Source organism: Methylobacterium mesophilicum (assembly GCF_022179445.1).
In the GTDB taxonomy this organism is placed as follows: domain Bacteria; phylum Pseudomonadota; class Alphaproteobacteria; order Rhizobiales; family Beijerinckiaceae; genus Methylobacterium; species Methylobacterium mesophilicum.
Window position 1 is genome coordinate 1 of record NZ_BPQU01000027.1, and the last position, 14,365, is coordinate 14,365.

General features: G+C 56.0%; 11 protein-coding genes and 1 pseudogene. 5 read left to right on the plus strand and 7 right to left on the minus strand.

The genetic code is table 11. From position 1 onward, the window contains the following. Positions 1-248: 248 nt before the first annotated feature. A complete protein-coding gene (locus tag MFF40_RS21655; RefSeq protein WP_238262171.1) occupies positions 249-1,148 on the minus strand; it encodes a LysR family transcriptional regulator in 900 nt (299 codons plus the stop codon). Positions 1,149-1,300: 152 nt separating this feature from the next. On the opposite strand from MFF40_RS21655, the pseudogene MFF40_RS21660 reads away from it, so the two are divergent. Beyond that, positions 1,301-3,457: pseudogene (locus tag MFF40_RS21660) on the plus strand (malate synthase G). On the opposite strand, the gene MFF40_RS21665 reads toward MFF40_RS21660, so the two are convergent. Both MFF40_RS21665 and MFF40_RS21670 read right to left on the minus strand, forming a co-directional pair. Further along, positions 3,435-3,674, minus strand: a complete 240-nt coding sequence (locus MFF40_RS21665) for an EscU/YscU/HrcU family type III secretion system export apparatus switch protein (RefSeq protein WP_308447715.1) — start codon at positions 3,672-3,674, stop codon at positions 3,435-3,437. The pseudogene MFF40_RS21660 and the gene MFF40_RS21665 sit on opposite strands and share 23 nt — an antisense overlap. An 840-nt stretch (positions 3,675-4,514) precedes the next feature. Beyond that, the gene (locus tag MFF40_RS21670; RefSeq protein ID WP_238262176.1) at positions 4,515-5,930 is read right to left on the minus strand and encodes an ATP-dependent nuclease; all 1,416 of its coding nucleotides are present in this window, start codon (positions 5,928-5,930) and stop codon (positions 4,515-4,517) included. Positions 5,931-6,636: 706 nt separating this feature from the next. Between MFF40_RS21670 and MFF40_RS21675 the strand changes: the two genes are divergently transcribed. Beyond that, the gene (locus MFF40_RS21675; protein ID WP_238262226.1) at positions 6,637-7,227 is read left to right on the plus strand and encodes a recombinase family protein; all 591 of its coding nucleotides are present in this window, start codon (positions 6,637-6,639) and stop codon (positions 7,225-7,227) included. Between the two features lie 36 nt (positions 7,228-7,263). Here the strand turns inward: MFF40_RS21675 and MFF40_RS21680 are convergent, their stop codons facing one another. Beyond that, the gene (locus MFF40_RS21680; RefSeq protein ID WP_238262178.1) at positions 7,264-8,121 is read right to left on the minus strand and encodes a hypothetical protein; all 858 of its coding nucleotides are present in this window, start codon (positions 8,119-8,121) and stop codon (positions 7,264-7,266) included. Positions 8,122-8,234: 113 nt separating this feature from the next. On the opposite strand from MFF40_RS21680, the gene MFF40_RS21685 reads away from it, so the two are divergent. Further along, complete coding sequence (locus tag MFF40_RS21685) at positions 8,235-8,858, plus strand: cyclin-dependent kinase inhibitor 3 family protein (protein ID WP_238262180.1); 624 nt, start codon at positions 8,235-8,237, stop codon at positions 8,856-8,858. Further along, entirely contained in the window at positions 8,851-9,759 is a 909-nt protein-coding gene (locus MFF40_RS21690; RefSeq protein ID WP_238262182.1) for an ADP-ribosylglycohydrolase family protein, read from the plus strand. The genes MFF40_RS21685 and MFF40_RS21690 overlap by 8 nt, the downstream gene beginning before the upstream one ends. Here the strand turns inward: MFF40_RS21690 and MFF40_RS21695 are convergent. Together MFF40_RS21695 and MFF40_RS21700 are read right to left on the minus strand one after the other, a co-directional pair. After that, positions 9,749-10,246 carry a hypothetical protein gene (locus MFF40_RS21695; RefSeq protein ID WP_238262184.1) on the minus strand — a complete coding sequence of 166 codons (498 nt, stop codon included), beginning with the start codon at positions 10,244-10,246 and terminating at the stop codon, positions 9,749-9,751. The genes MFF40_RS21690 and MFF40_RS21695 overlap by 11 nt on opposite strands. 166 nt (positions 10,247-10,412) lie before the next feature. Then, complete coding sequence (locus MFF40_RS21700) at positions 10,413-11,177, minus strand: hypothetical protein (RefSeq protein ID WP_238262186.1); 765 nt, start codon at positions 11,175-11,177, stop codon at positions 10,413-10,415. Between the two features lie 1,062 nt (positions 11,178-12,239). Here MFF40_RS21700 and MFF40_RS21705 point away from each other — a divergent pair. Further along, positions 12,240-12,902 (plus strand): hypothetical protein, encoded by a 663-nt coding sequence (locus MFF40_RS21705; RefSeq protein ID WP_238262188.1) that lies wholly within the window; start codon positions 12,240-12,242, stop codon positions 12,900-12,902. A gap of 993 nt (positions 12,903-13,895) precedes the next feature. Here the strand turns inward: MFF40_RS21705 and MFF40_RS21710 are convergent. Then, positions 13,896-14,288 (minus strand): hypothetical protein, encoded by a 393-nt coding sequence (locus MFF40_RS21710; RefSeq protein ID WP_238262190.1) that lies wholly within the window; start codon positions 14,286-14,288, stop codon positions 13,896-13,898. Between the last annotated feature and the right edge of the window lie 77 nt (positions 14,289-14,365).

The window sequence follows — 14,365 nt, forward strand, 5'->3', positions numbered from 1 at the left end:
TGCTCCGGAAAAACCTGGTCCCTCACCCCAACCCTCTCCCGCACGGGAGAGGGGGCGCGTCGAAGCTTTCGCAAACCGATGTGTGAACATCGTAGCCCGCAGAGGGGGAAGGGAACGGGCTCGGGGCCAGCCTTGGCCCTCATCCAGCAGCGAGGCGTGAATATCCCAGCCCGCACGGGCGAGGGGACCCGCGCCTCATCCGGCTGCCTACGAATCCGGTCGCCCCCCGGTGAGCCGGGCAGGGCGCCTCAGGGCTCCGGCCAGGCGGCGCTCGACCGGTAGGTGCGCTTCAGGAAGTCGAGGAACGCCCGGGTCTTGCCCGGGACGAAGGCGCGGCTCGGATAGACCGCATAGATGCCGGCCTGCGCAGCGGCCGTGTAGGCGGGCAGCACCACCTCCAGCAGGCCGCTGCGCAATTCCGCGTGCACGTCCCAGGTGGAGCGCAGGGCGATGCCCAGCCCGCCGATCACCGCCTCGCGCACGACCTCGTTGGAATGGGTGCGCAGCGGCCCGGCGGCGCCGACCGTGCAGGGCCCGTCCGGCCCGACCAGCCGCCACGGGTTCTGGTTCTCGGTGGCGAGGCAGACATGGCCGCGCAGGTCGTCGAGGCCGGCCGGGCGCCCGGCCGTGTCGAGGTAGCTCGGGCGCGCGCACAGCACCCGCCGCACCGGGGCGAGGCGCAACGCCGTCAGCCCGGAACTCTTCAGGGCGCCGACCCGGATCGCGAGATCGTAGCCGCGCTCCACGATGGGCTCGAAATCGTCGCTGAGTTCCAGGTTCAGGACGATCTCGGGATGGAGCGTGAAGAAGGCCCGCAGGTGCGGGACGATGTGCAGCCGCCCGAACGAGGTGGGCGCCGTCACCCGCAGGGTACCCCGGGCCCGGGAGGCCCGCTGGGACACCAGGGTCTCGGCCTCCGCGATGGAATCGACGATCGGGGCGATCCGCTGGAAGAACTCCTGGCCGACATCGGTGGGGGCGACCCGCCGGGTGGTCCGGTGCAGCAGCCGCACCGCCAGCCGCTCCTCCAGCCGCTTCAGGCGCTTCGAGACCACCGCCACCGACAGGCCGAGTTCGGCCCCGGCCTGGGTCAGGCTGCCGGCCCGGACCACCCGGGCGAAGATCTCCAGGTCGCTGTGATCGTGCATGGGCGGGATCCGCATTCTCAACGCCGCGGAAAGAATCAAATCCCTTTTGCCGCCTTTTTCGCCGGAGCCAAGGGTCCTATCGCTGGGGTGTCAAAGATTCTTCACGCGCCGCTCAAGTTTTTCTGAAAGGCGCGCCAGCCCAGGGGATCGCCATGTCGGGCCTCGTCGTCGCCGAAGACCTCCGCCGCTTCGTGTCCGAGGAGGCGCTGCCCGGGACGGGCGTGGACGCGGACCGGTTCTGGTCGGGCTTCGCGGCGATCCTGCGGGATCTCGCGCCGCGCAATCGGGCGCTGCTCGACCGGCGCGACGCGCTCCAGGCCGACATCGATGCCTGGCATCGCGATCGAAGGGGCCAGCCGCACGATCCGGCGGCCTACGCGGCGTTCCTGGCGCAGATCGGCTACCTGCAGCCGGAGCCGGAGGCCGTGCGGGTCACCACCGCGGACGTGGATGCGGAGATCGCCGGGATCGCCGGCCCGCAGCTCGTGGTGCCGATCTCGAACCCGCGCTACGCCCTCAACGCCGCCAACGCCCGCTGGGGCAGCCTCTACGACGCGCTCTACGGCACCGACGCGATCCCGCAGGACGGCGACCGCGCCCCGGGCTAGGGCTTCAACCCGGCCCGGGGGGCGGCGGTGGTCGCCTACACCAAGGCGTTCCTGGACGCGGCCGCGCCGCTCACCGCCGGCACCTGGGCCGAGGCCATCGGCTTCGCGGTGACGGCGGGACGCCTCGCGGTCGATTTCGGCGGCCGGACGGCCGGGCTGGCGGATGGGGCCGCGCTCGCGGGCTACACCGGCGCCGCGCAGGCCCCCGACGCCCTCCTGCTGCGCCATCACGGGCTGCACATCGAGATCCGGCTCGACCGGACCAGCCCGATCGGCCGCACCGATCCGGCCGGCATCGCCGACGTGGTGCTCGAATCCGCCCTCTCGACCATCATGGACATGGAGGATTCGGTCGCCGCCGTGGACACCGCCGACAAGGTCGCGGTGTACCGGAGCTGGCTCGGCCTGATGCGCGGCGACCTCGTCGCGCACCTGCCCAAGGGCGGCCGCACCATCGCGCGGCGGCTCGCCGAGGACCGGACCTACACGGCCCCCGACGGCGGCCTCCTGACCCTGCCGGGCCGGTCGCTGATGCTGGTGCGCCATGTCGGGCACCACATGCTCACCGACGCCGTGACCCTGGACGGGGCCGAGATCCCCGAGACGATGCTCGACGCGGCGATCACCGCGCTGATCGCCCTGCACGACCTGAACGGAGCCCGGCGCAACAGCCGGGCCGGCTCGGTCTACATGGTCAAGCCGAAGCTGCACGGGCCCGACGAGGTGGCGTTCGCGGTGGCGCTGTTCGGCCGGGTCGAGGCGCTGCTCGGGCTGGCGCCCCGGACCCTGAAGATCGGCGTGATGGACGAGGAGCGGCGCACCAGCGCGAACCTCCGGGCCGCGATCGCCGCCGCGGCCGACCGCCTGTTCTTCATCAACACCGGCTTCCTCGACCGGACCGGGGACGAGATCCACACCGCGATGGAGGCCGGCCCGGTGGTCCGCAAGGATGCCATGAAGGCCACCGCCTGGATCCGGGCCTACGAGGACGGCAACGTCGATGCCGGGCTGGCCTGCGGGCTGCCGGGCCACGCCCAGATCGGCAAGGGCATGTGGGCCGCCCCCGACCGGATGGCGGCGATGCTGGCCGCCAAGGGCGACCACCCGGAGGCCGGCGCCAACACGGCCTGGGTCCCGTCCCCGACCGCGGCCACGCTCCACGCGCTCCACTACCACCGGACCGACGTGCGCGCCCGTCAGGAACAGCTCCGCGACCGGGCGCCCGCGACCCGGGCCGCCATGCTGACCCTGCCGCTCGCCACGGAGCCGTTCTCACCGGAGGCCGTCCGCGAGGAGCTCGACAACAACTGCCAGGGCATCCTCGGCTACGTGGTCCGCTGGATCGACCAGGGCGTCGGCTGCTCGAAGGTGCCCGACATCCACGATGTCGGGCTGATGGAGGACCGCGCCACCCTGCGCATCTCCAGCCAGCACATCGCCAACTGGCTGCGGCACGGGATCGTGGACCGCGCGCAGGTCGCCGAGACCCTGCGCCGGATGGCCGGCATCGTGGACCGCCAGAACGCCGGCGACCCGGCCTACCGGCCGATGGGACCGGGTTTCGACGGGCCGGCCTTCCGGGCCGCGCAGGCCCTGGTCTTCGAGGGCGCGGCCCAGCCGAACGGCTACACCGAGTTCGTCCTGCACCGCTACCGCCGGGCGGCGAAGCGCAGGGGTTTCAGCGACGCTTGCGCGTCATGACGTAGACCAGGAGGTTGGCGACCGCGCGGTAGAATTCCGCCGGGATTGCCTGGTTGATCTCGACCGCGTCGTACATCGCCCGGGCCAGGGTCTTGTCGACCACGATCTCGATCCGGTGCTTCTCGGCGATCTCGCGGATGCGCAGGGCGAGCAGGTCCTTCCCCTTGGCCAGCACCATGGGGGCGTCGCTCTCCGCCTGATCGTAGCGCAGCGCGATTGCCTAGTATAGCCTCGTACATGCTAACCCAACGATGAGCCGACCACCCCTCCACAATCAGAAAACCATTTCATCACAGCGTCTTAGGCGAGCATAGGCTACCATAGTCGGCGATGCTGGTGAAGGCGAAATTTGAAGCGTCTTTTGGAGGCGGTGTGACAGAGTGTGACCAGATCGCGAAGAAAGGACGCTCCTAACGAAGGCTGATCCGACGTCCCCGCAACAGTGGGAGGAGCGTCGAGTCACCTATCGAATTGAGCACCAGCCGACGATCCAAAGCTGGGCCGAAGCCGTAGGGGATCGTGCTTGGTGCCGCTACTAAGATGCATTGCCACTGAGAATGAGTACGCGAGACCGTCAGATTGGATCCATGCGTCGATCCGAACCACGGTTGGAGGCACACGTGGAAGACCCGCGCCCTTGGGGCCGGCATCGAAGAACGCCCACGCGACGCCATCACCGGCCATCGTGTTGCATCGGTTGGGAGACGGTATGAAACGCCAACGCTAACGATGCTGGAAGCCGATATGAGTCGATTTCCGCGCTACTAGGCTGAAATGATACACAAGAGTATAAGCAACATGCATGGCAGGCCGGCGACACGTGTTCCGACAATCTCTATTTTGAAGAATTGATTTAATAATAAACCGACCGCAGAAACTAAAATCCACGCCTCGTTACCCAAATTCAGAACTGATTGAGCGGCACTTTGTTTGGTAGTGAAGTAGAGATATTGACAATCGCTTGACCGCACAAGCAGGGCTCAATCCGATTAGGACGGTTCAACCGACCGTCAGACTCAAAATAGATTAAGGCGGAGATAATTCAAGGCGCAGTAATTTAGCCGCGATTATAATATCTATAAATCCACTCCAATATCTGACCAGCTAGAACAAATATAAACAAAGAGTAGAATACAATCTTCAACAACTGCACGCAGAACTTTAGGGCCAAATACGCACGATTAACACTGATATCTTTAACGCTAAGTTTGAGCCTTCGTGCGAATGACCGATCCATTGTGAAACCGTCAGCGCCAATACCAGAAGCAACTACCTTAGCAACAAACTGTCTAGCTTCTTGAAGTTCCGGATCTGTTACAAGATCTCGCTTTAGAACCTCCGTAACCCACCGCGGTCCTTTGTCTCCAATCGATTTACAGAACCGCTCCATTTGACCAACAGGAACAATATAGAAACCAACTCGGCTCAATCTGTCTACCAATGACACGAGTTGGGACGTAACTTCACCTTGTGGCACTACTGCCATGCCAGCATCTTTGATTGCCTCCCACGGAGACGCCTCCCTCATCGCAAGATTTATCGTTGTTATTTTACTCTTATCAACAATTTCATTATCTGGTATTTCATTAAGTACCTGGCGGACACGTTCTTTGAATCCTCTTCCGACCAGCCAAGGCTTTTTACTCTGGACCGCACTTCGAATGCTGTTAATTGGCGCCCGACACGTTTCCCAATCGATTCCATAAGCCTCAACAATACCCTTAAATGCTTTGTCACCGGCGAACACATCGAAATCGACTATAACTTTAACTGGAACCTGCACCGCGCGAAGCGCACTAACTATGACTGCAATGCGATCCTTTCCGCCGGCATAAGTATAGAACGTTGATTGATTAGATCCCAACTGAGCATCGGCAATAGCCTCATAGAATCTGCAATCGCCATCCGCCTCTGTTATAATCACCTGCCGATGGAACAACGCATTTAGTATGTTGGAATAGCGCAATATCGGGTCATTCCACAACTCCGATACCCTCTCGTTCGGCAAGTAAGTCGCCGAACATTCAGAGCCGGACCTACTGAGCCTGACCACAGAAACACGATCTGGAAACTTACTCAGAAGACCCTGTATTACATCATTGCTGTGAGTAGATATGAAAACCTGTCTCTGGATGCCATTCCCCGCAGAAATGAGCTCACCAACCGCACGGGCCTGGGGCGGATGAAGAAAAGCCTCGGGCTCGTCTACTAATATTATAGATTGATTTCCTGTCCATACACGCAGCAATATCGAAGAAAAGCTCCTAAATCCATCGCCCTGTTCTTGAAGCGGATCAAGATCCTCAATCTTATCAAGATAGCTCCTTGATGATGACATTTCTTTGCCCTCGAATGGAGGGCGTTCTCCCACATATAGGGGAATAACTCGGCCAGGACTCTTGTGTATAATTAAGTCTTTCTGAAAGTACTGACGAAATATCTTACTGATTTCGAGTTCAGCTTCATAGTCCATGTATACATTATGAATTGGATGTATGCCGTACCTGTGCTTCGTTGTATCAAACGCATCGACCGGATTTGAGTCCTTTAGCCTGTTCTCCGTCGTAAGATGAGTAACGAAAACCGAACAAGGGACCCAAGACTTGGACCAGCCCCTTTCCATGCCGTTGCCGTTTCAGATTCAGATGCATTGGTGAACTCATCGTCTCGTATATAAACCTTACGATCCTTTCTACTCTTATAAGGCTCAAGTGTTTTCTCAAGAAGATCTACATCACCAACCCTTTGGAGATCCAATGACTTTATAGATTTTGTTTGCGAGTTCCTGTTTCCAATAATCTCAATAATTTCCTTAAGGCTTAGGCTCTTCCCCGAATTGTTCGGACCTACCAGAACTACAATGCTATTATCGGTAAGACTCAGCTTAGCCCCGCCGTGAAAAGCCAAATTCTTGATGTATACACTTGCAGAATTTGGGGCTGCCCCGGGCTTTATAGGATCAATCATTGACGCCGACGATAATTCATTACTCAAGATAATGTCCTAGAGTGTGAGAGTTGAAGAGCCGGTCAGGTCGACGTCGCGATAAGGTAAACTCATACGAGACACCAACGCGAGACACAGACAGTCCGCCCTGCGCGTCTCTTTAGGGTCGACTTCCACACTACAAGACGGTATGGTGGTGGGGTCTAGATCCTATCGAGACACAGGAGGCATTCATAGCGACCTACGGTTATGCGAGGGTGAGCGCATCATCTCAGAGTCTCACCATTCAGCAAGAGGCACTTGTGGCCTCAGGTTGCGATGTGATTCGATCTGAAAAGGCCACGGGGACGAAGCTTGAAGGCCGCTCGGAACTGGAAACAATCATACAATTTGCGAGGGCCGGCGATTCCATAACTGTTACGAGGATCGACCGTCTCGCCCGATCCGTTGGGGACCTCGCCACCATCGTAAAGCGGTTGGAAGCTAAGGGCGTTTCCTTACAGGTGATCGAACAGCCCATCGACACATCAACCGCTGCCGGGCGGTGCTTCCTACAGATGCTTGGTGTTTTCGCTGAGTTTGAAACGGCCATCCGGCGTGAGCGACAGATGGAAGGTGTCGCAAAGGCCAAGGCCGAAGGTGTCTACAAGGGTCGCAAACCGTCCATTGATGCTGAAAGGGTCAAGGCGCTCGTGTCGGAGGGGAAAGGGGCGACAGCGATTGCCCGTGAACTGAATGTGGCGCGAGCCTCAGTGTACCGTATAATGAATATTGCTACAGGAAGCGGCGATCGCAATAAGGACGGGCATCGCACTGAGTGTTAGGCTGCCCATATGTCGAAATTCGGCTCTAATACCAGTCTATGACTTACCTTTGATATTGGTAGAAGTTCTCGGACACAGATGCTTGAATTGATCCTCAATTGACGGCGATCCAGAGGCTGACGAATAGCCAATTTCATGCCCCTTAGCATCATATATCCTCAAATTACCGACTTCGTCTCTCCCAATAATCAAGTATCGCCCGCCAAAATTAGGGGATATATTTTGAGATTTGCAATCCGCAGAAGACCGGAATACTTTACCTGCTGTTTGGGTTAGGGTTCTATCGACGCAAGATTGCATTGCCCTAGGCTTCAAGCCGCTGCCGCCGGGAGAGTTGCGCTCACATTCTTCTGCGGCGTCTTCGCGCGTCACCGCTCCAAGCATTGTAGCGCGAGATGTGTCGGCGCCTTCCAACGATGTTATAGTTGCGCTGTAGCCGTGACTGGATAGCGAAAATGAACCAGCTGCGTACTTGATCGGTTTATTACTAGTATTCGTCACTGGCCGATCAGGGTTACCAATATCGCCGCACTTAATGTAACTTACAGAAGGTGCTCGACCCTCTATCCACTTAAATTCGGCGGGTGAAACAACTTGTATGCGAACCTTCGATGTGGTTCTTTGATCTTCTGTCTTGCACACATTTGTAAATAATAGAGATCCGCCTTGAATCTTAATACCTGATGCGTTGCATTGGTCCTCGGCGCCACCGTTCTTACCTCCGGGAAAGATGCGTAGGCGATCGTCATAGTCTGGCGTTGTAAGTTTGCAGGCCGACTTATCGAGCGCCCAAATTCCCGCGACAGATGTAAAGTCATCCGCAAAAGCACGTGACGCGATGGCCGACAATGCAATTGCCATCGAGGCAATAGATATGCTTCGCATAAAGTCCATGAGATTTTCTCCGGTGCTATTCAACAGAATACAACACAATTGATTTCAATATCCGAGACAGCAACCCTTGTGCTGGCGCCCAACTGATGTTAAGGTTTTTTGGAGGCTGTCATATGACACAGAACGATAATTGGCATGTTGGATCGGCAATCTTTGGATCACATAGCGGATCAATCTCAAAGCCTGCTGTGCGTACATCGCGAAGCCATCCACTGGAAGTTGCGTCCATACCTGTAGGCACGAAAGGTGGCAGGATCGGAGTTACGTTCTGTCCGGGCAAGAAGGGGCCATCCGCCTTTGGTGCCCCTTGGAATCGTGATCTTACGGTGGACATAGAGGCCATTCGGGCTTGGGGCGCATCATCCGTTCTGACGCTCATCGAACCCCATGAGTTTGACCTACTTTCCGTGAAAGGCTTGCCAGATGCGGTCAGAGCGGCTGGCCTCGTATGGCATCAGGCACCAATCCCTGATGTCAGCATTCCGGGACCGGCCTTCATTGCGGCTTGGCGGTCGATAGGGCCTCGCATCTCAGAACAGTTACGTACGGGTGGGTCCATCGTGGTTCACTGCCGGGGCGGCCTTGGTCGGGCCGGTATGGTGGCTGCCATGCTATTGGTGACGATGGGCGAGGATCCGAGACGAGCAATCGAACGGGTGAGAGCGGTTAGGCCAGGGGCTATCGAGACGCCAGCACAGGAAGCCTACGTTCTCAGTCAGGAGGCGCCGAATGTCTGAGGCGATCCGCGACCGTGCCATTGGAGCGTTCATTGGCCTTGCGGTGGGTGACGCTATCGGAACCACACTTGAGTTCGAAGCGAGGGACGCCAAACCGCCTGTCGATAACATGGTCGGCGGTGGTCCATTCAACCTCAAGCCTGGTCAGTGGACGGACGACACGGCTATGGCCCTAAGCCTAGCTGACTCGCTCATAGCCTGTGACGGCCTGGACGAACACGATCTGATGGAACGCTTCTGCCGCTGGTACGAGAGCGGTGAGAACAGTTCTACGGGAGCGTGCTTCGATATCGGCATCACGACACGTCAGGCACTGGAACAGTTCCGACGGACGGGAGATCCGATAGCTGGTCCAACCGACGCCAGGACCGGAGGAAACGGATCGATCATGAGGCTCGCCCCGGTGGCTTTGCGCTATTGGAATGATCCCGAACGCCTGAGGGATGTTAGCCGTCGCCAGAGCTACGTGACCCATGGCGCTGACGAGCCCGTAGACGCCTGTGAAGCCTTAGCGACGGTCCTGGCCTCACTGATCGAGGGCAAGCCGCTCAGGGACGTTCTCTCAGCCTCGCACGGGCCATTCTGTTTTGGTGTTCAAGCGATCATGGATGGATCGTACCGGGGTAAGCCACGATCCGCGATCCGTTCGTCTGGCTACGTGATCCACACCGTCGAATCGGCCCTCTGGTGCGTATCGGAAACGACAACCTTCCGTGACGCTGTCCTCCTGGCAGTGAACCTAGGGGACGATGCGGACACGGTGGGGGCGGTGACCGGCCAGATAGCGGGGTCGGCATACGGATTATCAGGCATTCCTCAGGAATGGGTCAATCGACTTGCTTGGAACGAACGGTTGGCCGACGTGGCGAACCAGCTATTCAGCGCCAGCATCAGGGCGTGACGATTTCAAAATCTATGCCCCCATGCTCCCATGTTGCGTCCCACTCACCACCATCCTCGAATCGGAAGCCGAAGCACAAGGCCCAATCCATCCAGTCCGTCTGTTCCTGCCATTCGTAGAATTCACCCGTGTCAGCGAATGGCCGGTCGAACGTCATCTGGAACTGCGCATAGGCTGAGATGGTAGGGATCGGACCATTCTCGAAACTGACTGAGGATAGTCCAATAGCCTGTGCGTGAATGGGGCCCTTGGAGTTTAGCAATCCTCCCGCATAATGCTCAGGCTCCGGTTCGATCCTAGCGTAAAGCATGGGTTCGATGGTGGCCCGCACGAACACCCAATGATCCTTCGACCAAGAGCGGCGCCTACCCTGTTCCTGCCATAGCTTCTCGCATTGGATGAGAGCGGGCGGGAGAATGGGTGCAGGATCCTCAGAAAAATCCGGCATACCGCTTTTGAGGCGGGCCATGACAGTGTGCAGGTGCATGACGGACCATACCAGAAGCGGCGTACGGAGCGTCGTCCTTTTGGTAAAAAAGTTTCACCCACTAAATCTCGAATTAATAATCAGCTTGAATTTCGGATCGACTATCCCACACCCATTTTCGCCACCGCAGACTCGACTGTTAAACACATTTGGCGCCCGCCAAAAACTATTTTCTGCAAGTAATAGTATTGAAATAGCTCCCACCTCTTGCGTCTGAGGCGCTACGGATGGACCTGCCCTGCAACAGGTCCCAAACCCAAGCGTGACTAAAATCCAGATTACCAATCGGCAAAACCGCGCCGTCAAGGAGCGAGGCGGGCTTCAAACCCATGAGCTTGCAAAATGCTCGCTGATATGTCTCGGGATTACAATTATTCACAGTACAAGCCGCATAATAGATCGGGATACGCTCAGATGACTTATCGACAAAGGAATAGATCGGTCGCTCAAAGACAAATACTTCGTATCCGTAAGAACTATCCGACTGCACAAAGTCGTGCTTTATTTTTCTTCTTTCAATGCTATTGTCCGATATCTTTGTGGAAGCGTCACTATCCATTTTGTCAAAGTATCCATGAAGACAACTAGCGTTTCCATCAAGAAGCTGCCAAATCATTCTTGTTTCGCCGCTGATTATGCTAATCCTATAATAACATACAGCATTGCGAAATTCGACTTTGGCGTTGCCGCCAAATGATCCGTCATTCTCTATCGCACCTTCACCATTGACGTTGCCCGAGTATAGATCATAGCCGCCAAGCGAATTCGGCACGATCTTGACTTGATAACCACTCTCATTAACCCAACCACCTGCAATCCTACCAATCTGCGCTTGCGCTGGAGCCGAAAACATAAAGGCCAGGGATAAAATCGGTACCTGAAAAGAATGCCACGAATGTATACTTACAAGAGATGAAATTGTGGGCTTCATAGCCCTGACGCGCGAAAAGAAACCAGAATATAAGTTTTTGGGCACTAGCCTGCCATCCGCCGATTGGACACCCTTGAAGGCTGCCGCATGACCGTAGTATCTGACGCAAGCGATACCATCGTGACGCGGCTTAGGCAACAAGAGTGTAGGCAATGTCAACAAAGCGTTGCATCAACATAGGTCGACTGTTTGTCCTCTTGGGTTGTTATTCGATAGCGGAGACGACTACTATTCATGAAGCATCCGCGCAGACAAGACGGCCGGAGTGTTTCGGCGAGATCGTTGACTGGCGGCAAATCCATAAGGGTAAAGTCTTGGTTATTGGAGTTCAAATCAAGATTGATGGAGAAGACGGCGTTCCAAGGGATCTATTCGTCAAATTTGGCGGCCAGGTGTTGCGGGACAATGGATACTCGTCGGATGGCAGACTAGTTAGTCTTGATTTGATCCAAAGAACGACTGTGCCTGGTGGAACCGATACGGCGGTTGTGCTTTTCAAAGAAACAGACGTACTACAAGTGTTGAGTTTAGCGCCGGGAAAAGTCTCCTGCTATGTACAATGATAAACCTAGCCATTGACACCCACAGTCTCTCCCTTGAAAATCCTCCAACGAAAAGCTATGCGTCTTCGACGCGGGAAACTTAGCCGACTCCATAAGTATCAATGCAAAAATGAGAGACGTAGGTTTAGTGATGTGCAATCGACACCTTATTTGTGGCGTTCTCGTTAGCTCCATAATCTCAACAGCTGCATATGCTCAGAACGTCGGTCGAATAGAAGGCAAATGGAGCAATCAAAGCGGCTATAACATCACCATAGAACAAGACCAATTTGGTGGATGGAATTTATGGGGAAGTGCAGGTCAGGGTTCGATACAAAGAGACGGCCGGCGTGGCGGAAACATAAGGGTCGAAGCTGAAAGAATGGCATGTTGGTTCCGCGCCAGTGTACTTCGCGGCGACCAAGATATGCGCTGGCAGCTAATTGAAGGCCGTGGCTCAAAGTGTGAAGATCTCAACGGAATTTTTAACCGTCTAGCCGACTAATAACGGAGTTGATTTTTGACTGCAGTTTCTAAATTCAGTTTTTCCTTGCTTTGCGTTCTTGCATCTTCTGCGGGAGCAATAGCAGAAACGCCCAGTTTTATCGTGGGTGATTGGATTGATTCTGCTGGACATAGGATTAGTTTTCACATCGACGGTAATGTTGTACGCGACGGCGTAGATCCCGGCAAGTTTTCTCATTCATCCGAAGGGGGCGGGAATTTCGCTCTTTCATTTGGAGAGAGTAGGTGCGTCTACCTGGTGTCTCGCCTGTCGGATGGCAATATAACGTTTGGGCTGCGAAGATCCGTTCCTCCAAAAGCAACGTGTTTTTATGGAAAGCTTGAAAGGGAAAGTGCATATTACTCAAAACCTAATGCTAAAGATCCTGAAATCGGTTCGTCGGGAACGAACGGAAGCAGCGCGGTAAAATCAGAACAAAAGCTGAAACCGGCTAAATTTTCGGTGCAGGTACTCGAAACACTTGTCGTTTCGAAGGATGAGCATAACTTATCTGGATCAACAACTTTCCTGTGCGCCGGTCAAAACGTTGATATAAAGATGATCGTCAAATTCAAAGACGTGAAGTCGGTCCGTGAGGGCGAATATCTTGCACAGCACGAACTTATGAAACAGCTAGGTTTGCTTGGCATCAATACCGAGGCTTTCAGCCTTGAATAAGTTGCGGTGACCTGATGTGAAATTTTAAATCTTGTTGACACATCAGCACAGCAACTAAACGATGGCTAGGTTTTTTAATAGTATCATAGGCACAACATTTGCGAGTTTGGGGCGAATAACTTGTTAGATGCGGCATAGGTTCTCAATTCGATAGTCCTCTTTCTGACCATGCCCGTACCCAAGGCATTAGCTGTTCTACGGTCGCGGTGTTGAGTCAACGCTTCCACCTACCGTAGCGGATGGGTCGTTACCGCCTCCTGGGGCACCGACCACCCTCACGTTCGAGTTAGATACGCTCTCTCCTTGTCGGATGGGAGCATCGGGTTCGACGGACGCCTTTGGAGTAGCCGGCTGATTGGTCGGAGCGGTTGCGGATGGTGCTGAGCCGGTTGGAGCCGTACCCACCATCCCCGAACTGGGGGTCGCTCCAGGCGTGATGGTGCGGATGGCTTGCCCCTTGGCATCCAGTCCGGTTCGTTCCTGTTTGGATACGGGAACGACGGTTGATGCCCGCTTGTCCTGAGCCCCCTGCGGACGAGGGCCATACCCTACCCATAGCGAAGTCAGAACGACCGATACGATTGCGAGACCGGCGCTAAGGAACAGCGTGGATCGGATCAATCTTACCCCCTCATTGGCTGGCAGCGTTGTGCCGCATCGTCATGGCACATTCGGGGCATATGGCGTCGATGGGGACCACCGTGTCAGCCACGATTCTCATAAGTGTTCTGAGGTTGGGGTCGGCGCGCTGCGAGAGTGTTAGCCCCTAGCTTTACCCCTATGCCGCACGATCATCGCTCAGGGTGGTGTAGGACCGGCACAAGCCAACAAGGGTATGGTGAAGGGTTCGGAACTGTTCTGAGCCGTCACCGACCATGGCAAAGGCTCATTGCCCTATCGCCATGAGACCGTGCTCTTACCGAAGACCCATTCCTCATAACAGTAATGAAGAACGGATACGGGGCACCCTTGAAGCGGAACCCCTACGAAGCATCAGGCCGCTAGAGCCGTTTCACCACAGGCTTTGCACAGACCGTCGGTAACGTACGCGATCAAGTTATTATAATCAGCATTGGTCTCAGCCTGATCGATGGCTAGAAGACACTGACAGTCTTTCAGAGCATCGACGACGGCGGACCGGTAATTGGGACGAACTTTTCCATCACCGCCCATTATAATGTCAATATTTTCAAGAACATCCTCAAAGACATACATCATACGCTTATATTCAAATGCCTTGTCACCATCACTGATGAATGACCGGTACCTAGCTTCGGAACTTCCCCGTATAAGCATCTTACACAGAACATGTCTATAATCGCTACTTGTTCCGTAGCTCGCAGCGAGGAAATCTTCGAGAATGAAATCGTAATCAGTGTTAAACATGTCTATCTATCCTATCTGATGTGAATATTTTCGAAAGTTGAGCCGAAGCACCGCAAACATGCTCGGAAATTTTCGGC